The organism is Actinomadura kijaniata, assembly GCF_014138665.1.
Lineage (GTDB): Bacteria > Actinomycetota > Actinomycetes > Streptosporangiales > Streptosporangiaceae > Spirillospora > Spirillospora kijaniata.
This window is the reverse complement of sequence record NZ_JACJIA010000007.1, coordinates 192785-212102: the sequence shown is the minus strand read 5'-3', so window position 1 is coordinate 212102 and position 19318 is coordinate 192785. Positions and strand designations below refer to the sequence as shown.

The window sequence follows — 19318 nt, the reverse complement described above, 5'->3', positions numbered from 1 at the left end:
GGAGTGGGGAAGCGTTGGCGGGGCTGGAGTTCCGGTTGTTCGGGCCGCTGGAGGTGGCCGACGCCACCGGGCGGACCCTCGACCTGGGGGTGCGCAAGCAGCGGGCGCTGGCGGCGATGCTGGCGACCGAGCCGGGCCGGGTGGTGTCGTTGGACCGCCTGGTGGAGGAGCTGTGGGAGGGCGACCCTCCGGCGGGCGCGACCCGCACGTTGCAGGCCTACATCGCGCACCTGCGGCGGGTGCTGGAGCCGGACCGCCCGCCGCGCACGCCGCCGGCGACGCTGCTCACCCGCGACCCCGGCTACCTGCTGGCGGTCGCGCCGGGGCAGGTGGACCTGGAGCGCTTCGCCGCCGGGGCCGCCGAGGGGCGCGCCGCGCTGGCGCGGGGCGCGCACCGGGAGGCGCTGGCGGCGCTCGACCGCGCCCTGGGACTGTGGCGGGGCGAGCCGCTGGGCGAGTTCGCCGACCGGGGGTTCGCCCGGCCGATCGTGGCGAGGCTGCACGAGGTGCGGGCCGCCGCGCTGGAGGACGCGTTCGAGGCGCGGCTGGCCCTCGGCGAGGCCGCCGCCGCGGTGCCGGGGCTGGAGGCGCTGCTCGCCGAGCACCCCTACCGGGAGCGGTCCTGGCGGCTGCTGGTCCTGGCGCTGTACCGGTCGGGACGCCAGGCCGACGCGGTGGCGGCGCTGCGCCGCGTCCGCGAACGCCTGTCGGACGAGATGGGCCTCGACCCGGGACCCGAGCTGCGGGAGCTGGAACGCGCGGTCTTCGAGCAGTCGGCCGCGCTGCTCGCCCCCACCGGTCCCGCCCCGGCGGACCGGGCGCCCGAACGGCCCGCCACGCACGGTCCCGCCACGCACGGTCCCGCCACGCACGGGGCGGAGCGGCTGGTCGCCCGCGACGCCGAGTGGGAGGCGCTGGAGCGGCGGCTCGCCGCGGCCCGGCAGGGGCGGGGCGGCGTCCTGCTGGTGTCCGGGGAGGCCGGGGTCGGCAAGACGCGGCTGGCGCAGGCCGCCGCCGAGCACGCCGCCGCGCGCGGTTTCCGGGTGGCGTGGGGGCGGTGCTCGGACGGGCCGTCCCCGGGGTTCTGGCCGTGGATCCAGATCATGCGGCGGGTCGGCGGCGACGCCGGGCCGCTCACCGGCGACCTCGCGCCCGACGGCGGGCTGTTCGAGCTGTACGAACGGGTCCTGGCCGCGCTGACCGGCGACGGCACCCCCCTGCTGCTGGTGCTGGACGACCTGCACTGGGCGGACGTGTCGTCGCTGCGGCTACTGGCGTTCGTCGCCGACGCGGTCGCGGCGGCGCCGGTGCTGGCGGTGGCGACGCTGCGGCCCGAGCCCGGCGACCACCCCGAGGCGCTGCGGGACGCGCTCGGCGCGCTGACACGGCAGCCCGCCACCGAGCGGATCGCGCTGGAGCCCTTCACCGCCGGGCAGATCGCCGACTACCTGCGGACGCGGGGCGTGCCCGACCGGCCCGAGCGGGTCGCCGAGCTGCTGGACCGCACCGGCGGCAACCCGTTCTACCTGGGCGAGGTGCTGCGGGAGGGCGGCGGCGTCCCGGCGGGGGCGCGCGACGTCATCGAGCAGCGGGTCGGGCGGCTGGCCGAGCGGACCCGGACGCTGCTGCGCGTCGCCGCCGTGGCGGGCCGCGACATCGACGCCGACGTGGTGGCCGGGGCCGCCGGGCGCGACGCGGCGGAGGTCCTGGAGGCCCTGGACCCGGCGGTGGCGACCGGGCTGGCCGTGGAGGCGCCGGAGGGGCCCGACTACCGGTTCGCGCACGCGCTCGTGCAGGAGACGCTGTACGCCGGGCTCGGCCGCCTGGAACGCGCCCGGCTGCACCTGCGCGTCGGCGAGGCGCTGGAGGCGCGCGGCGCGGACGCCGCCGTGCTGGCCCACCACTTCGCGCGGGCCGCCCGGGTCGGCGGCGCGGACCGGGCCGCCGGGCACGCCGCCGCGGCCGCGCGCCAGGCCACCGCGCGGCTCGCCTACGACGAGGCCGTGCAACTCTGGGAGCAGGCCCTGCGGCACCTTCCGCGCGGCGACGACGCCGCCCGCGCGCGGGCGCTGGCCGAGCTGGGGCAGGCCCGCCGGACGGTCGGGGACGCGGCGGGCGCGCACCGGGACCTGACCGAGGCGATGGACCTGGCCGAACGCGCGGGCGACCACCGCACCCTGGTCACCGCCGTGGCCGTGTACGGCGAGCCCGCGCTGTGGCACTGGTGGCCCTACGGCACCGTCAACGACCGGATCGTCGCCGCCGTCGAACGCCTGCTGGCCGGGCCCCTGGACGACACCGACCGGGCGGTGCTGCTCGGCGTCCTCGGCGTCGCGCTGGTCTACGGGCCGCGCCGGGAGGAGGGCGAGCGCGCCGCCGCCAAGGCCGTGGAGATCGCGCGGCGGACCGGCGACCCCGCGCTGCGCGCCCGCACGCTCGCCGATCATCTGCTGGCGTCGTTCGTTCCCGGGCGCAACGCGGTGCGGCTGGCGGCGGCCGAGGAGATGCTCGCCGTCCCCGGCCTGCCGCGTCCGGCCGAGCTGGTGGCGCGCGTGTCGCTGATGGCGTGCCTGCTGCGCGCCGGCGACCTGGCCCGCTGGGACCGCGAGCTGGCGCGCTGCGAACGCCTGCTGGACGGCGGGCGGCGCCCGGAGCTGGAGACGACCGTCCGCATCGCCCAGACCGCCCGCGCCACCCTCGACGGCCGCTGGGAGGAGGCCGAGGACCTCCTGGAACGGCACGCCGAGATGCTGTTCGGGTCGAGCGTGTGGGGGCGGGAGTTCCGGCGGCTGGTGACCACGTTCACGATCCGGCGCGGGCAGGGCCGGGGCGCCGAGCTCCTGGACGACCTGGTCGGGGCCGCCGAGGAGGCCGCGCACCGCCCGCTGCGGCCGGTGGCGGTGCTGGCGACGGTCGAGGCGGGCCGCGCGGACCTGGCGCGCGACCTGGTCGGGCGCTGGGGCCACCACGTCCCCCGGGACTGGACGGCCGACTTCCTCACCCCCGTGTGGGGGCTGGTCGCCGCCCGCCTCGGCACGCCCGACCCGGCCGCGCTGTACGAGGAGCTGCTCCCCCACGCCGACCTGTTCGTCGTCTCGGGCATGGGCAGCGCGTGCTGGGGCTCCACGCACCTGGTGCTGGCGGAGCTGGCCGCCCGGCTCGGCCGCCCGGACCGGGCCCGCGGGCACGCGCGGGCCGCGCTCGACGTCCACCGCGCGCTGGGCCTGGACCACTGGGCCGAGCGTAGCGAACGTCTGCTGAAGGAGCCGCCGTGACCGAGAACCTGCTCGTCCAGGCCGACGGGTGCCGCAGGCTGGGCGCGCCCATGTACGCCGAGCTGCTGCGCCGCGCCGCCGACGACACCGGCGGACCCGCCGCCGCGATCATGGAGGGGCTGGGCGGCAGCGCCCTGTCGCTGCGGCTGCTGGGCACCGTCCACCGCCTGGTGCTGGAGGGCCGCGCGCCGGAGCTGGCCCCCTACTACCCGACCGTGGGCGGCGTCCCCGACGGCGCGGCGGCCTGGCCCGCGTTCCGCCGGGTGGTGGCCGAGCACGCCGCCGAGATCCGCGCCGGGATGGCGACGCCGCCGCAGACCAACGAGGTGGGCCGCTCCGCCGCGCTGGTCGGCGGCCTGCTCACCGTCGTGGCCGCCACCGGGCTCCCGGTGCGGCTGCTGGAGATCGGCGCGAGCGCGGGCCTGAACCTGCGCGCCGACCGCTTCCGCTACCTGTTCGAGGGCGGCGCGTACGGTCCCGAGGACTCCCCGGTGGTGCTGCCGGACTGCTGGGAGGGCGGGCCGCCGCCGGTGGACGCGCCCCTGGAGGTCGTGGAGCGCCGGGGCTGCGACCTCGCCCCCCTCGACCCGGCCGACCCCGCCGACCAGGTCCGCCTGCTGTCGTACGTGTGGCCCGAGCAGGCCGAACGCGTCGCCCGCCTGCGCGCGGCCTTCGCGGTCGCCGCCGAGGTCCCGGCGACCGTGGTCCGCGACGGCGCGGCCGGGTTCCTGGACGGCCTGGCGCCGCGCCCGGGGACGGTGACCGTCGTCTGGCACTCGATCATGCGGCACTACGTGCCCGCCGACGAGTGGGCCCGCGTCGAGGCGAGCCTCGCGGCGGCGGGCGCGGCGGCGACCCCGCGGTCCCCCGTCGCGCACCTGGCGCTGGAGCCCCGCGACGAGGAGCGCATCGAGAGCCGGCCGCTGCTGAAGCTGCGCCTGTGGCCCGGCGGCGGCACCGCGGTCCTCGCCAAGGCGCCGCCGCACGGGCTGCCCACCGTGTGGGGCCCCGCCCGCTAGCCGACCTCGCGCCAGTCCAGCACGCCGCCGACCAGCGCCCGGATCGACGCCAGCAGGCCCAGCCGGTTGGCGCGCAGGGCCGGGTCCTCGTCCATCACCATCACCGCGTCGAAGTACAGGTCGACGGGGTGGGCCAGGGCGGACGCCGCCTCGGTGAACTCCGGCAGCGCCGGGCGCCCCGGCAGCGCCGCCCGGACCCGCTGGTAGGCCTCGTGCAGCCGGTGCTCGGCCCGGTCGGTGAACAGGGCCGGGTCGTAGCCGGGCTCGGCGTCCGGCGGCAGGATGCGCAGGACGCGCTGCAGGGCGGCCGACAGGCGCTGGAACCGCGCGTCGTCCCGCAGCTTCGCCAGGTCGGCCGCCGCCCGCTCGGCGTGGGCGGGCGACCCGGCGTGCGGCAGCACCGCGCGCACCACCGCCACCGCGTGGCCCTCGTCCAGGAGGGTCTGCTCGAAGCGGCGCGCGACGAACCGCGCGGCCTCCGCCAGGGTCTGCGGGGCGACCTCGACGGGCTGGTGCCGCGCGGCGACCGCCAGGCCGTCCTCGACGGTGATCGGCGCGAGGCGCGGGTGGGCGCGCAGCACCGCCGTCAGGCCCAGCGCGGCCCGCCGCAGCCCGAACGGGTCCGAGCCGCCGCTCGGGGCCGACCCGACCGCGAACAGGCCGGCCAGCAGGTCGAGGCGGTCGGCCACCGACAGCACCGCGCCCACGATCCCGGACGGCGGCGCGTCGCCGGAGGAGCGCGGCAGCTCCATCTCGTACAGCGCGTCGGCGACGGCGGGCGGCTCCCCGGCGCGGCGGGCGTACTCGCGGGCCATCGTCCCGGCCAGCCCCGGCAGCTCGATCACCATCGCCGACGCCAGGTCGAACCGGGCCAGCTCCCCGGCGCGGCTGAGGGTCTCGCGCTCGGCGTCGGTCAGGTCGAGGCGCGCGGCCAGCTCCTCGGCGATCCCGTCGATCCGGCCCGCCCGGTCGGCCATCGAGCCGAGCCGGTCGGCGAACGTCAGCCGCTCCAGCCCCCGCTTGATCTGCTCGGGGCTCCGCCGCAGGTCCTGGGCGAAGAAGAACGACGCGTCCTCGTAGCGGGCGCGCAGCACCGCCTCGTTGCCCGCGCGGACGGTGTCGTGGTCGCAGGCGCCGTTGGCGACCGTCACGAACGCGGGCAGCAGCGCCCCGGACGGGGAGCGCACCGGCAGGTAGCGCTGGTGCTTCTTCATGACCGTGGTCAGGATCTCCGGTGGCAGCTCCAGGTACCCCTCCTCGAACGCGCCGAGGACGGCGACGGGCTCCTCGACCAGGTTGACGATCTCCTCCACGAGGGCGGACTCGGCGGCGAAGTCGACGGCGCCGCCCGCCCGCCGCGCCGGCCCGGTCGCCGAGGCGATCACGCGGCGGCGGCGTTCGGCCGGGTCCGGTTCCACGCCCGCCGCGCGCAGCGTGGCCACCAGCTCGGCGGCCGAGGCCACCGCGCGGGCGTCCCGGCGGTGGCCGTAGGTGGTGCGGCCCGCCGTCATCCCGGCGACGGTGAAGGGGATCTCGTGCTCGTCCAGCAGCGCCAGCAGCCACCGGATCGGGCGCGCGAACGACAGGCCCGGCGCGTTCCAGCGCATGTTCTTCTCGGCGCGCAGCCCCGCCACGATCCGCGGCAGCGCCTCGGCGAGGACCCGCGCGGCGGGACGGCCGGTGACGTGCCGGACGTACCCGGCGTACTCGCCGCCGCCGACGGTCACGGCGCGCACCTCGGCCGGGTCGACGCCCTGGCCGCGCGCGAACCCCAGCAGCGCCTTGGTCGGCCTGCCGTCGGCGTCGTAGGCGGCCGCCAGGCGGGGGCCCTTGACGACCTGCTCGGTGTCGGGTTCGCGGGGCTCGACGCCCGCCGCCACGACGATGATCCGGCGCGGGGTCGCGTAGGTGTCGATCACGGCCTCGTCGGGCAGCAGCCCGGCCGCCTCCAGCGCGTCGCGCAGGCGTTCGGTCACGTGCCCGGCGGTGCGGCCGACCTCGTGCGGCGGCAGCTCCTCCACGCCGATCTCCAGCGCGAACGTCCCCGGCGCGTCGATCTCCGGCAGGGCGGCGGGCGCGGCGCCCGCCGCGGGCCGGGTGGCGGCGTCGCCCAACGGGTGGCCGAGCTCGGCGCGGCGCTCGGCCCACAGCCCGGCGACCTCGTGGGCGAGGCCCCGCATCCGGGCGAACGCGCGGGCCCGTTCGGTGGTGCCGATCGCGCCGCGCGCGTCCAGCACGTTGAACGCGTGCGAGCACTTCAGCACGTAGGAGTGCGCGGGCACCGGCAGCCGCGCGTCCAGCATCCGCCGCGCCTCGGCCGCGTAGGTCTCGAACAGCGACCGGTTGGCGTCGATGTCGGCGTCGTCGAGGTAGTAGCGGCTCATCTCGTACTCGGCCTGCCCGAACGCCTCCCCGTAGGTGACGCCGGGCGCGTAGGCGACGTCCTTGAAGTGGCGCACCCCCTGGAGTGCCATCAGGATGCGCTCCATCCCGTAGGTGATCTCCACCGAGACGGGGTCGAGGGTGAGGCCGCCGGACTGCTGGAAGTAGGTGAACTGGGTGATCTCCATGCCGTCCAGCCAGACCTCCCAGCCCAGCCCCCACGCGCCGAGCGCCGGGGAGGCCCAGTCGTCCTCCACGAACCGCACGTCGTGGGCGGCCAGGTTGATCCCGAGGGCCTCCAGGCTGCTCAGGTACAGCTCCTGGGCGTCGCCGGGCTCGGGCTTGAGGATCACCTGGTACTGGGTGTGGGTCTGCAGCCGGTTGGGGTTGTCGCCGTAGCGGGAGTCGTCGGGGCGGACGCTGGGCTCGACGTAGGCGACGCGCCACGGCTCGGGGCCGAGGACGCGCAGGGCGGTCGCCGGGTTCAGGGTCCCCGCCCCGACCTCGGTGTTCATCGGCTGGGCCACCAGGCAGCCGCGGGCCGTCCAGTGGTCGGTGAGCCGGGTCAGGGCGTCCTGCATGGTCAACACGGGCGGGCTTCTTTCCTGCGAGTGGACTGGGTCTCAGGGTAGGCGCGGTCAGCGCCCGAGACCTCGCAGGAGCGCCCTCCCGGTCGGCGGGCAGGCCTCATCCGGCCGCCCGGCGGCGATGGTGGGCTTCTCGGCGGGATCCATGCGCCCACCCTGCCGACGCCCGGGAGGGAGGGGCAAGCGGTTTACCGGCGGATGATGCTCAGCTCCACGCCGCCGACGATCCGGCCGCGCAGCATCTCGGCGAGGCGGTCGGAGACGCGCTGCAGGATGGCGCGTTCGTCGTGGCCGGACAGGATCGCGAACCGGACCGCCAGCTCGGCGTGCTGGCCCCGGTCGGCGCGGACGCCGGTCACGCCCGGCTCGGAGCCGAACGCGGCCTCGATCGCGGCGAGCACCTCGGGGTCCTCGTGCGGCGCGGGGATCGGGCGCCCCTCGGCCAGCAGGTGCAGCCGGATGCCGTCCACCGCGAACGGCACCGGCCCGGCCACGTCCACCACCAGCGCGTGGGCCTTCTCGTCGAGGGTGGCCAGGCACGCGTCGCGGAAGCGCACCGCGACCGGGCGGGCGTCGGGGCGCCACGCCCGCATCGTCTCGGTCGAGGTGAAGCCGAGCACGCCCCGGCGGCCGTCCTCCCCGATCAGGGTGGGCAGCGCCATGTCGCTGTTCTTCTCCCGGCGCAGCTCGCCGGGCGCGACCTGCTCCTCCTCGGTCAGCACGGCCACGACGGGCACCAGCAGGCGGCTGTCGGCCAGGACGCGCAGCACGGTGTGCTCTCCGACGCGCCCGGCCGCGTATCCGGCCAGCGCGTCACGCACCCGCGGGGCGGCGGCGCCGTCGTCGTCGGGGAACTGCGGCTGGGGAATGGTCTTTCCGGACACGGCCAGAAGGCTATAACCTCCGGCGACCGCCCAGGGTGGTTAATGCGATACTCTCCGCTCTCCCCCGGGGCCGGCCCCGGGTCAGCCCAGATCCGCGATGGCCGCGACGGTCCCGCCGCCGGAAGGGCCCTGGTGGACGGCCGCGACCGACACGAACACCGCCGGGTCGCCGGTCACCGACGCCGCGACGCCGCCGACGCACGCCTTGATCTGGCGGTGCCAGTGCACGTCGGAGTCGTCGAGCATGATGTTGCGGCGGCCCCGGACCTCGCCGCGCGGGTCGGCCTCGCACTTGATGAACACGTTCACCAGCCGGTCGCCGAGATCGCTCGGGTGGGGCCGCTCCGGCAGGTCCAGCCCGGTCGAGCGGATCGCCGCCCAGACGCCGTCGGCGTCCAGTGCGTCGTTCATCACACCGTGCCCGGCGCGGTAGCGCCCGCCGATGCCGCGCACGTTGCCGACCACCACGATCTGGGCGCGGTCCAGCTCCACGCCCGAGGAGCAGGACGCGACCGACGAGTACAGCGACAGGTCCCGGTGGATCTGGTCGGCGCGCGGCGTCGCGATCTCGCCGAGGGCGACGGCGATGCCGAGCGCGGTGGTGGAGTTGGAGACGTCCATCGACTTCAGGGTGTCCTCGGTGACGACGTCGCGGCCCCGGCGGCGGGCGTCGTTGATGGTGTCCAGGGTCAGCAGCGGCGTCTTGGTCTGGACGTAGTGGACGTCGGCGGGGTCGTCGATCCCGGCGGCCTTCATCGCCTCGCGGACCCCGGCGGCGACGGTCTCGACCATGGCGGGGCGGCCGATGTCCTCGGGGCGGATCACCTCGCTCATGGCGATGCCGACCGACAGGCGCGGCTCGTCCGAGCGCGGGGCCGAGGCCGGGTCGAGCGTGGCGAACACGGTGGCGTGCGGGCTGAGGACGCCGTCGGTGCCGCCCGACCACACCAGCGGGACCCGCGCGACCTCCGCCGGGCTCCGGGTGCCCCTCTCCACCAGCACCTCGCGGAACGCGCGGTCGGCGAGCAGCCGGGTGTAGTCGTTGACGCCGCCGTTGCCCTCGGTCTTGCCGATCACGGCCAGGACCCGGTCGGCCTCCAGCACGCCGTCGTCGATCAGGCGCGCCAGCCCGGAGGCGTCGGTCACGCTCGCGATGGGGATCTTGCGGACTTCGATCGGGTCGGGCACGTCGCTCACTCCTCGATGATCGTTCCGGCCTTGCCCCGGACCGCGTCGGCGATCCGGTCCAGCGAGGTGATCGCCGCGCGCCGCCCGCCGCCGGCGACGAAGCGCCGCAGCGCCTCCACCTTGGGACCCATGCTGCCGCCCGCGAAGTGCCCGGCGGCGGCCAACAGGCCGAGTTCGGCGGAGGTGGTGCGGTGCAGGGGGCGCGCGCCGGGGGTGCCGAAGCCGACCTCGACGTTCGGCACGTCGGTGGCGATCACGAGGGTGGCCGCGCCCAGGCGGCGCGCCAGCAGCTGCGCGGCCAGGTCCTTGTCGACCACGGCCTCCACGCCGCGCAGCCCGCCGTCCCCGTCGCGGACCACCGGCACTCCCCCGCCGCCCGCGCAGACCACGACGTGCCCGGTGGCCAGCAGCGCCTCGGCGGCGCCGGCGTCCAGGACCTCCAGCGGCTCGGGCGAGGCCACCACGCGCCGCCAGCCGCGCTCCCCGAACGCCCTCCACGACTGCCCGATCGCCATGAACCGGCGCGCCTCCGCCGCCGGGAAGTACCGGCCGACGGGCTTGGCGGGGTCGGTGAACGCGCGGTCGGCGGCGTCCACCAGCGTCCGCGTCACCACCGTGGCGACCGGGCGGCGCGCGCCGCGCGCGGCCAGCGACCGTTCCAGCGCGTTCATGATCAGCACGCCGAGGGTGGCCTGGGTCTGCGCCCCGCACCAGTCCAGCGGGACCGGCGGCACCACGTCCGCCGCGAGCTGGTTCTTGATCAGCAGGTTGCCGACCTGGGGCCCGTTGCCGTGGGTCAGCACCAGGCCCGCCCCCGCCGCGGCCAGGTCGGCGACCTGCTCGACGGCCCGGGCGACCGCCGCCGCCTGCTCCCGCGGCGCGGCGCTGCCGTCCGGGCCGGTCATCGCGTTGCCGCCCAGGGCGATGACGACGCGTTCGCCGGTGCCGCTGTCCACTCACCGACGGTAACCGGGCGGCGGCCGGTGCTCACGGGCGAAACTCGCCAGTCGGGCACCGGCCGTTCGGCAACTCTGCCCGGCCGGTTAGCGGCGGGCCGTCAGGGCGTCCACCCAGCCCATCGACTCGTAGGCCATCGACAGGGCGGGCTTGCCCGCGACCGGGGAGGTTCCGGACTCGTAGGCCAGCAGGTTCGCGGTCCTCGGGTCGATGATCAGCCGCAGCCGCAGGCCGGCGACCGGGCCGCGCATCGTCACGGCCACCCCGGTGCGGCCGAGCTGGTCGGTGGCCCGGCCCTCGCCGCGCACCTCCGGCAGGTCGGCCAGCACCCGGTACAGCGCGGCCTTGGTGCCGGGCGTGATGGGTCCGCTCAACAGGTCCTGCGCGGCCCCCCACACGTAGGAGGGGTAGGGGTCGACGCTCTTCTCGGGGCCCTTGCCGTCGTTGGCGTCGCGGACGTCGGCGTCGTAGCGGCGGCGCAGCTCGCGCGCGAGGGCGGCGGGCTCGATGGGCAGCTTCAGGAGCCGGTCGGTCGGCACGTTCTCGTTGCCGATGGTGTGGGTGATCGGCTCGTCGTAGTCGTTGACCGAGCGCTCGCGCTCGGTCCTGTCCATGAGCCGCGGGGCTCCGGCCTTGCGCCAGGCGGCCTCGTCCCCGGCGGTCGGGAAGCTCGTCTTCGCGTTGACGGCGGTGATGCTGCGGGTGCGGTCGCGGCCGGTGCGCGACAGCCACGACTCCTGCGTGTTCGCCGTGATGTAGGTGTAGGGGAGCTTGATGATCCGCGACCGCTGGCCGGGCTTGAGCCCCTTGCGGTCCATGCGCTCGTTCTGCACGTGCTGCGTGCGGAGGCGCGTGTACCAGTAGCGGCCCGGCTTAACCGGCGTGCGCTCGGCGGTGTGGGCGCTGGCCAGCAGCACCGTCCGGGCGTCCTGCGCGGTGGCCGGGGCGGGCGTCCCGGGGCCGGGCGCCGGGGCCGGGCCGTCCCCGTCGGTCACCACGAGGACGCCCGTGGCGGCCGCGGCGGCGGTGACGGCCGCCAGCGCCAGCACCGGGCGGCGCGAACGGCGGGCGGGCACGGCGCGCAGGGCGTGGGCGAGGTCGGTGTCGCGGCGGCGCGCGTGGGCGTCCTCGGCCAGCTCGTCCAGGGCGGCGGGACGCAGGTCGCGGAAGATCTTGTCGGTGGTGTCGTTCACGATGGCTCCAGGGTTCACGAGGTCGCGCGCTCGGCGACGCGGGAGACGGCGGATCGGGGGGCCGGGTTCTGCTCCAGCGCGCGGGTCAGGCGCCGGCGGGCGCGGTGCAGCCGCACGAAGAACGCGGCCGACGTGCAGCCCAGCACCCTCGCCGCCTGGCGCGGCTCCAGACCGTGCCAGTTGACCAGGGCGAGGACCTCCAGGTCGCGTTCGGGCAGCCCGGCGATCGCGGCCAGCGCCACGTCGCGTTCCACCACGTGCTCGGCCACGTCCCAGGCGGCCAGGTCCTGCGGCGTGGTCAGCGTCCTGATCCGCTCGGCCAGCACCCGGCCCCTGCGGCCGTGGTCGTACTGCTTGCGCACCAGGTTGCGGGCGGTGCCCAGCAGCCACGGCAGGGCGGGGTCGCGGACGTCGCCCAGCCGCCGCCAGGCGATCAGGAAGGTCTCGCTGACGATGTCCTCGGCCGTGTGCGGCTCGGCGTGCGTGAGCGCGTACGCCAGCACCCGCCGGTAGTACGTGTCGTACATGCGGGTGAAACGGGATTCGGGATCATCCACGAAGTCCCCTTGGGGTCGGAGGGAGTTGTCGTGAAGTAGTCCCGGGAACCCGCGCCCGTTTACACCCCGGTCTCAGGAAAGCCGCGAAAGGCGTTCCACGGCCTCGTCGATGACGCTCTCCCGCTTGCAGAACGCGAACCGCACGAAGTGCGCGCCGTTCTCGGGCCGCTGGTAGAACACCTGCGTGGGGATCGCCACCACCCCCGCCCGCTCCGGCAGCGCCCTCGCCAGCTCCATCCCGTCGGTGAACCCCAGCGGCCGGATGTCGGCCTGCACGAAGTAGGTGCCCTGCGGCCGGAACGTCTTGAACCCGGCCGCCTCCAGCCCGGTGACCAGCCGGTCGCGCTTGGCCTCCAGCGACCGGCGCAGCTCCTCCACCCACGGCGTCTCGTGGCGCAGCGCGTAGGCGGTGGCGCGCTGCCACGGCCCGCCGGTCGCGTAGGTGAGGAACTGCTTGACCGTCTGCACGGCCCGCACGTACGCCGCGGGCCCGGTGACCCAGCCGGTCTTCCAGCCGGTCACCGAGAACGTCTTGCCGACCGAGGACACGGTGAGGGTGCGCTCGCGCATGCCCTCCAGCGTCGCCAGCGGAACGTGCCGCGCGCCGTCGTAGGTGAGGTACTCGTACACCTCGTCGGTGACCGCGACCAGATCGTGCTCGCGGCACACGTCCGCGATGACCTGGAGCTCCTCGCGGGTGAAGACGGTGCCCGCCGGGTTGTGCGGGGAGTTCACCAGCAGCAGGCGGGTGCGCGGGGTGACGGCGGCGCGCAGCTCGTCCGGGTCGAAGGTGAACCGGTCCCCGTCGGGGCGCAGCAGCACCGGCCGCAGCGTCGCCCCGGCCAGCGCGACCGTCGCGGCGTAGGAGTCGTAGGTCGGCTCGAACGCGATCACCTCGTCGCCCGGCCCGGCCAGCGCCAGCACGGACGCGGCGATGCCCTCGGTCGCGCCGACGGTGACGTAGACCTCGGTGGCCGGGTCGTAGGCGAGCCCGTACCGGTCGAGCCTCTGCGCGGCGACGGCCTCCCGCAGCTCGGGCAGCCCGGGGCCGGGCGGGTACTGGTTGCCGCCGCCCCGGATCGCCTCGACGGCGGCCTCCAGCATCGCGGCCGGGCCGTCCTCGTCCGGAAAGCCCTGGCCCAGGTTGATCGCGCCGGTCCGCACCGCCAGCGCCGACATCTCGGCGAAGATCGTCGTACCGAAACCGCGCATCCGCGCCACCAGGGGTTCGCTCACCCCTGCACCTTAACCACCCGGGATTCCCTCCCCGCAACCACGGGGCGGGGGTGTCGGGTCTAGGGCCTGTTTCACAGTGGGCCTCAGCCGCGCACGCGAGCGCGTCACCTGACCTGCGGGCCCGACGCCGAAGGCGAGGGCCCGCGGGTCAGATCGCGAAGCGATGTCGCGCTCGCCAAGCCCTGGTGAGGTGCGAGCCGCCAGGCGAGCGCCGTGGGCCAGGGCTTTGAAACACGGTCTAGCGGTCGGCGCGTTCGCGGTGGTGGTCGTCGGGAAGGTCGGCGGCGAGGCGTTCGAGTTCCTCGCGGTGCGGCAGCCAGGCGGCCGGGTCGCCCTGGCCGTCGACGTCGACGACGCGGACGTGCGGGGCCAGGCGTTCCACGGCGGTCCGCAGCGCCTTCTCGTTGAGGAACCAGTCGCGGCGGCGCACGTAGGCGGCGACGCCCACGCCCCCGGCGGTGCCCGCGACGCTCTTCAGGGCCTTGTCCACGCGCTCGCGGAGCAGCGGGTCGAGGTCGCCGCGGGTACGGGCGCGTTCCAGGCGGCGGCGCAGCGACCGGAAGTCGCCGGGGACGCCGTTCCCGAGCCGGACGCCGACGAACCGCGGCGGCGGCGCCGAGGTCCCGGTCCCCGCGGAGCCGAACAGCACGATCGCCGCGACGTCCTCCCACGGCGCGGACTGCGGCGCGGCGCTCCTCGGCCGTCCCGCCAGGAAGACGCCCTCGGCGTCCAGGCGCAGCGCCACTCCCCCGGCGCGCCGGATCCGTTCCAGCCTCAGCCCGAACGCCGCGCCCCACGCCACCAGGAACACCGCGAGCACGCCCAGGGCCGGGCCGGGCGCCGCCCGGACGGCCATGAACCCCGTCACGCCGACCCCTGGCAGGAGGAACAGCAGGGGGACGACCGGAACGAAGCGGAAGGTCATATCCATCCCATCTCCCGGGCGGCGCGGACGGCGGCGAGGCGGTTGGACTCGCCGAGCTTCGCCATCGCGGTGGACAGGTAGTTGCGGACGGTGCCCTCCGACAGGTGCAGCAGCGTCGCGATGCGGGCGGTCTCGGTGCCCGCGCCGAGGAGGCGGAGGATCTCGCGTTCGCGTTCGGTGAGGGGGTTGTCGCCGGCGGCCATGGCGGTGGCGGCGAGCTCGGCGTCCAGGTAGCGGCCGCCCGCGTGGACCTTGCGGATCGCCGCCGCCAGCTCGTCGGTGGAGGCGTCCTTGGCGACGAACCCGCGGACCCCGGCGGCCATGGCGCGGCGCAGGTAGCCGGGGCGGCCGAGGCTGGTGAGGATGACGACCGAGCAGCGGGCGCCCGCCTCGCGCAGCCGCTCGGCGACGGTGAGGCCGTCCGCGCCGGGCATGTCGATGTCCAGCACCGCCACGTCGGGGTCGTGGGCGGCGACGGCGGCGGCGACCTCGTCGCCCCGGCCGGCCTCGGCGACGACCGTCAGGTCGCCCTCCAGCCCGAGCAGGGCCGCGACGGCGCCGCGGATCAGGTGCTCGTCGTCGGCCAGCAGGATCCGGATCACGCGGTGCTCCGCGCGGGCTCGGCGGCGGTCGCGGCACCGGACAGCGGGACCACCGCGCGCAGCAGGAACCCGTCGCGGCCGTGCCGTCCGGCGCTGAGGGCGCCGCCGACGACGGCGAGGCGTTCGGTGAGCCCGGCCAGTCCCGAGCCGGGCTCGGCTCCGGCGGCGCGGACACCGTCGTTGTTCATCTCCAGGACCACGGACTCACCGTAGACGGTGAGCGAGATCGAGCAGCGCCGGGCCTCGCTGTGCTTGATGACGTTGGTCGTGCCCTCCCGGATCGCCCACGCCAGCACCGAGCGGGCCTCCGGCGGCAGGTCGGCGGGCACCGCCCCGACCTCGCAGCGGACCCCGGCGGCCTCCAGCACGGCCCGCACGCCCGCCAGCTCGGCGTCCAGCTCGACGGCGCGGTAGCCGCGCACGGCGGCGCGGACCTCGCGCAGGGCCTCGCGGGCGGCGCGCCGCACGTCGGCCATCTCGGCGCGGGCGCGGGCCGGGTCGTTCTCGGCCATCCGGATGGCCAGCTCGCTCTTGACCGCGATGAGCGACAGGCTGTGGCCGAGCAGGTCGTGCAGGTCGCGGGAGAAGCGCAGGCGTTCCTCGGTGACGGCCATCCGGGCGAGGGCCTCGCGGGCGTGGTGGGCCTCCAGGTGCAGGTCCCACATGCCGCGCTGGTAGCGGTTGACGAACGCGGCGAGCGCGCCGCCGCCGAAGACGGCGGCGAACCCGCCGAGGATCCCCAGCCAGTTGGCCGGCCGTCCGGGCTCGTCGACGCGGACCGCCAGGCCCACGACGGCGACGGTCACGGCGGCGGTGCCCGCGCAGTACGCCAGGAGCCGCCGGGTGCTCATCGGGGACAGCGCCACGGCCGACACCCAGAAGATCCCGGTCACCGCCCACAGGGGGTGGTAGGCGGCCAGCAGGACCAGCACGAAGGTGACCAGGCCGGTCCAGACGGTGTCGCGGGTGCCCGCGCCGCCCTCCAGGCCGGTGCGGACCAGCCGCATGTAGCCCCACAGCAGCAGGCCCGTGCCCGCCAGGGCGGGCGGGGCCAGCGCCACCGGCATCGTCCCGTCGCCGAGGCCGTGGACCAGGGCCGCCAGGGCGGGGACCAGGAACCCGACCCCGGCGATGACGAAGGTCCGGTAGGTCGTCCGCTGGTACCTGGCCAGCCGCCGGTCGTCCAGCGCCTCCAGCTCGGCCGTCGTCGCGGTGTCCATCTCCACCTGATCCCTCGGTTCCGGTGCCAGCAGGGTAGCGATCTCAGCCCCGGCGGGGCTCCCAGCGGAACCAGCGCCGCGCCGCGTACACGCCGAGGGCGGTCCACACCGCCAGCACCGCGAACGAGGGCGCGGTCACCGCCCAGGCCCCGGCGAAGCCGACCGTCTCGTGGGTCGTGGCGGCGTGGAAGTCGCGGCCGAGGTAGCCGGTGCGGACGATCTCCACGACCGGGCTGAGCGGCAGCCAGTGCGCGGCCTGCTGGGCCCAGCCGGGCAGCGCGGCCAGCGGGAACATCACGCCCGCCCCGGCCATGCAGCCGAACATCACCGGCAGGACGGTGAGCTGGGCCATGTCGGAGTTGGGGGTGATCCCGGCGAACACGAACCCCAGCAGCGCGAAGACCACCGCCCCGCCGACCATGCCCGCCAGCATCAGCGGGAGGTTGGCGGGCGGGCCGCCGCCGAGCACCGTCATCAGCAGCACCAGCAGCGCCGCCGCCTGCGCCAGGTACAGGACGAGGGAGGTGAGGACGCTGCCGCACAGGATCTCGGCGTCCGACAGCGAGGTGCCGCGCAGCCGCTTGAGGGTGAGGTCCTCGCGGCGGGCGGTGAAGACGTTCACCAGGTTCATGAACACCGCGAAGATCAGGAAGAACGCCAGATGGCCGGTGCCCTGCATCAGCGCGGCGTCCAGCCCGTCCATGCGCTTCCCGCGCGCCGGCAGCAGCAGCGCGCCGAACAACAGCGGCAGGCCCGCGACGGTGAACAGGGCGGTGCGGTTGCGCCACAGCAGCGTCAGGTCGAGCCGCGCGATGCGGGCCAGCGCCGAGGGGCGCACGTCGGGCAGGCGCGGGACGGGCCCGCGGGCGGCGGTCGGGTTCATCGGGTGGCTCCTTCGGCGGTGCGCAGGAAGACGTCCTCCAGGGAGGCGCTGCGCGCCTGCAGGCCGTCCAGCCGGACGGCGTTCTCGTCGGCCCAGCGCAGCAGCTCGTACAGGACGCGTTGCAGGTCGTCGCCGGCGGTGGTGTAGGTGGCGACGGGGGCGCCGCCCTCGACCGTGACCTCGGCGGGGCGTCCGCGCGGCGCCGGCAGGTCGGCGACCTGGAGGCGGTCGGGGACGCGGAAGCTGACGCGGTCGCCGTGCCCGGCCAGGACCTCGGCGAGGGTGCCGCTCAGCTCGATCCGGCCGCGGTGCATCATCGCCAGCCGGTCGGCGAGCTGCTCGGCCTCCTCCAGGTAGTGGGTGGTGAGCAGCACGGTGGTGCCGTCGGCGACCAGGTCCCGCACGGTCCGCCAGGTCGCGTGCCGGGCCTCGGGGTCCATCCCGGTGGTCGGCTCGTCCAGGAACATGACCTCGGGGCGGCCGAGCAGCGCCAGCGCCAGGTCCAGGCGGCGTTTCTGGCCGCCCGACAGCTGCCGGGTCCGCACCCCGGCCTTGTCGCGCAGGTCCACCAGGTCCAGCACCTCGTCGCGGGAGCGCGCCCGGGGCGTGAAGCCGCGCCAGTGGTCGACGGTCTCGGCGACGGTCAGCTCGCCGAAGAAACCGCACTCCTGGAGCATGATCCCGACGCGTTCGCGGACGGCGCGGCGTTCGCGGTGCGGGTCGCGGTCCAGCACCCGCACGGCTCCGGAGTGGGCGGGGCGGAAGCCCTCCAGTGTCTCGAGCGTGGTGGTCTTGCCCGCGCCGTTGGTGCCGAGGAGCGCGAACAGCTCGCCCCGGCGGACCTCGAACGAGATCCCCGCGACGGCCTCGAAGTCCCCGTACCGCTGGCGCAGGTCCACCACCCGGATGGCCGGTTCGTTGCTCATGCCCCCAGCGTCCCGGGGGGCCGTCCGGGCGGGTAGAAGTCGCTGTCACCGGTTCGGGCGGCGGCTGTCAGGCGTTCGGGATGACATCTGTCATCCGCCCCGGCATCGGGCAGACTGGGGCCATGCGCGTAGCCCTGTGCCAGATCGAGGTCGGCGACGACCCCAAGGAGAACCTGGACCGGATCGTCGGCGCGATCGCCGAGGCCGGCGACGCGGACCTGGCGGTCTTCCCCGAGGCGTCGCAGGTGAGGTTCGGCAACGTCCTGGCGGAGGCGGCCGAGCCGCTGGACGGGCCGTTCGTGACGGCCGTCCGGGCGGCGGCGCGCGAGCACGGGACCGCGGTGCTGGTCGGGGTGTTCGAGCCCGCCCCGGACGGCCGCGTGTACAACACGGTGGTGGGGATCGAGGCGACCGGGGAGATCGCCGGGTCCTACCGGAAGCTGCACCTGTTCGACGCGTTCGGCGACCACGAGTCCCAGCACGTGGCCGCGGGTGACAGGCCGGTGGTGCTCGACCTGGCGGGCACGCGGATCGGCGTCATCACCTGCTACGACGTGCGCTTCCCGGAGCTGGCGCGGGAGCTGGTGGACCGCGGCGCGGAGATCCTGGCGATCCCGGCCGCGTGGGCGCAGGGGGTGTTCAAGGAGGAGCACTGGACGACCCTGGTCCGGGCCCGTGCCATCGAGAACACCACCTGGGTGGTCGCGGTGGACAAGGCCCCCGACCGCACCCGCCCCCCGAAGGGGGCGCCGGGCGGCGTGGGCCGCAGCCGGCTGATCGACCCGATGGGAGTGGTCCTGACCGATCTGGGCCCCCACGCGCGGATCCAGGTGATGGAGCTGGACCCGGCGCTGACCGAGAAGGTCCGGGAGTTCCTCCCCAGCCTGTCCCACCGCCGCCGGGACGTCCTGTAGGAACGCGCCGGAGCCGCCCGCAGGTGATTTCGGTGGCGTCGCGGGTAAGCGCTGGCCATGGCCGTACGACAAGCTTTCATCGCCGCCTCCCCCAAGGACGTGTGGGCCGCGCTCGCCGACGGCGGGCGGTACGCCGACTGGGTGGTCGGCACCCGCGCGATCCTGCACGAGGATCCCGACTGGCCCGCGGTCGGGTCGCGGATCGAGTTCGAGGCCGGGTTCGGGCCGCTGACCCTGCGCGACCAGACGGTGGTGCGGATCTGCGAACCGCCGGAGCGGCTGGAGATGGAGATCAAGGCCGGGGTGCTCGGGGCGGCGCGGGTGGCGTTCCAGCTCATCGAGTGGGGCGAGGGCACCGTGGTGATCGTGGACGAGCATCCGCTGCGCGGCCTGGCCGGGGGCCTGCACGGCCCGCCCGGCGAGCTGGTGCTGCACCTGCGCAACCGGCTGATGCTGCGCAACCTGCGACAGGTGGTGCACGACGAGCGCGAGAAGCGCACTCCCACCGACCAGACCAAGCCCGCCGAACAAACCTGAGCCCACCAAACGCACCGGTCCCCGCCGAACGCA

The 19318-nt window shown here is 75.9% G+C and carries 16 protein-coding genes; 4 read left to right on the top strand and 12 right to left on the bottom strand.

Annotation, left to right across the window (positions count from 1 at the left end; translation table 11 throughout):
- The first annotated feature begins 14 nt into the window (after nt 1-14).
- Nucleotides 15-3275 carry an ATP-binding protein gene (locus tag HNR61_RS26195; RefSeq protein WP_182845842.1) on the top strand — a complete coding sequence of 1087 codons (3261 nt, stop codon included), beginning with the start codon at nt 15-17 and terminating at the stop codon, nt 3273-3275.
- The gene (locus HNR61_RS26190) at nt 3272-4294 is read left to right on the top strand and encodes a DUF2332 domain-containing protein (RefSeq protein ID WP_312898102.1); all 1023 of its coding nucleotides are present in this window, start codon (nt 3272-3274) and stop codon (nt 4292-4294) included. Before HNR61_RS26195 ends, HNR61_RS26190 begins: the two co-directional genes overlap by 4 nt.
- Here HNR61_RS26190 and HNR61_RS26185 read toward each other — a convergent pair.
- The 12 genes from HNR61_RS26185 to HNR61_RS26130 all read right to left on the bottom strand — a co-directional run bounded on the left by HNR61_RS26185 (nt 4291) and on the right by HNR61_RS26130 (nt 17834).
- Entirely contained in the window at nt 4291-7257 is a 2967-nt protein-coding gene (locus HNR61_RS26185) for a glycine--tRNA ligase (protein WP_182846056.1), read from the bottom strand. The genes HNR61_RS26190 and HNR61_RS26185 overlap by 4 nt on opposite strands.
- A 194-nt stretch (nt 7258-7451) precedes the next feature.
- Complete coding sequence (locus tag HNR61_RS26180; protein ID WP_182845841.1) at nt 7452-8147, bottom strand: SseB family protein; 696 nt, start codon at nt 8145-8147, stop codon at nt 7452-7454.
- Between the two features lie 81 nt (nt 8148-8228).
- Nucleotides 8229-9344 (bottom strand): barbiturase, encoded by a 1116-nt coding sequence (gene bar, locus HNR61_RS26175; RefSeq protein ID WP_312898101.1) that lies wholly within the window; start codon nt 9342-9344, stop codon nt 8229-8231.
- Nucleotides 9341-10291 (bottom strand): carbamate kinase, encoded by a 951-nt coding sequence (locus tag HNR61_RS26170; protein WP_312898100.1) that lies wholly within the window; start codon nt 10289-10291, stop codon nt 9341-9343. The genes bar and HNR61_RS26170 overlap by 4 nt, the downstream gene beginning before the upstream one ends.
- Nucleotides 10292-10378: 87 nt before the next feature.
- Nucleotides 10379-11485, bottom strand: a complete 1107-nt coding sequence (locus tag HNR61_RS26165; RefSeq protein ID WP_182845840.1) for a CU044_5270 family protein — start codon at nt 11483-11485, stop codon at nt 10379-10381.
- A 14-nt stretch (nt 11486-11499) separates the two neighbouring features.
- Nucleotides 11500-12042: an RNA polymerase sigma factor gene (locus HNR61_RS26160; RefSeq protein WP_182845839.1), complete on the bottom strand. Its 543-nt coding sequence runs from the start codon at nt 12040-12042 to the stop codon at nt 11500-11502.
- A gap of 72 nt (nt 12043-12114) precedes the next feature.
- Nucleotides 12115-13278 carry a pyridoxal phosphate-dependent aminotransferase gene (locus HNR61_RS26155; RefSeq protein WP_182845838.1) on the bottom strand — a complete coding sequence of 388 codons (1164 nt, stop codon included), beginning with the start codon at nt 13276-13278 and terminating at the stop codon, nt 12115-12117.
- A 238-nt stretch (nt 13279-13516) separates the two neighbouring features.
- Entirely contained in the window at nt 13517-14209 is a 693-nt protein-coding gene (locus tag HNR61_RS26150; RefSeq protein WP_182845837.1) for a hypothetical protein, read from the bottom strand.
- The gene (locus HNR61_RS26145) at nt 14200-14805 is read right to left on the bottom strand and encodes a response regulator transcription factor (RefSeq protein WP_182845836.1); all 606 of its coding nucleotides are present in this window, start codon (nt 14803-14805) and stop codon (nt 14200-14202) included. Before HNR61_RS26145 ends, HNR61_RS26150 begins: the two co-directional genes overlap by 10 nt.
- On the bottom strand, nt 14802-16025 hold the full coding sequence (locus HNR61_RS26140) for a sensor histidine kinase (protein ID WP_182845835.1): 1224 nt from the start codon (nt 16023-16025) through the stop codon (nt 14802-14804). The genes HNR61_RS26145 and HNR61_RS26140 overlap by 4 nt, the downstream gene beginning before the upstream one ends.
- A gap of 43 nt (nt 16026-16068) precedes the next feature.
- Complete coding sequence (locus HNR61_RS26135) at nt 16069-16908, bottom strand: ABC transporter permease (RefSeq protein ID WP_182845834.1); 840 nt, start codon at nt 16906-16908, stop codon at nt 16069-16071.
- On the bottom strand, nt 16905-17834 hold the full coding sequence (locus tag HNR61_RS26130) for an ABC transporter ATP-binding protein (protein ID WP_182845833.1): 930 nt from the start codon (nt 17832-17834) through the stop codon (nt 16905-16907). Before HNR61_RS26130 ends, HNR61_RS26135 begins: the two co-directional genes overlap by 4 nt.
- A 122-nt stretch (nt 17835-17956) precedes the next feature.
- Between HNR61_RS26130 and HNR61_RS26125 the strand changes: the two genes are divergently transcribed.
- Both HNR61_RS26125 and HNR61_RS26120 read left to right on the top strand, forming a co-directional pair.
- Nucleotides 17957-18748 carry a carbon-nitrogen hydrolase family protein gene (locus HNR61_RS26125; protein WP_182845832.1) on the top strand — a complete coding sequence of 264 codons (792 nt, stop codon included), beginning with the start codon at nt 17957-17959 and terminating at the stop codon, nt 18746-18748.
- A gap of 57 nt (nt 18749-18805) precedes the next feature.
- The gene (locus HNR61_RS26120; protein WP_182845831.1) at nt 18806-19285 is read left to right on the top strand and encodes an SRPBCC family protein; all 480 of its coding nucleotides are present in this window, start codon (nt 18806-18808) and stop codon (nt 19283-19285) included.
- Nucleotides 19286-19318: the final 33 nt, after the last annotated feature.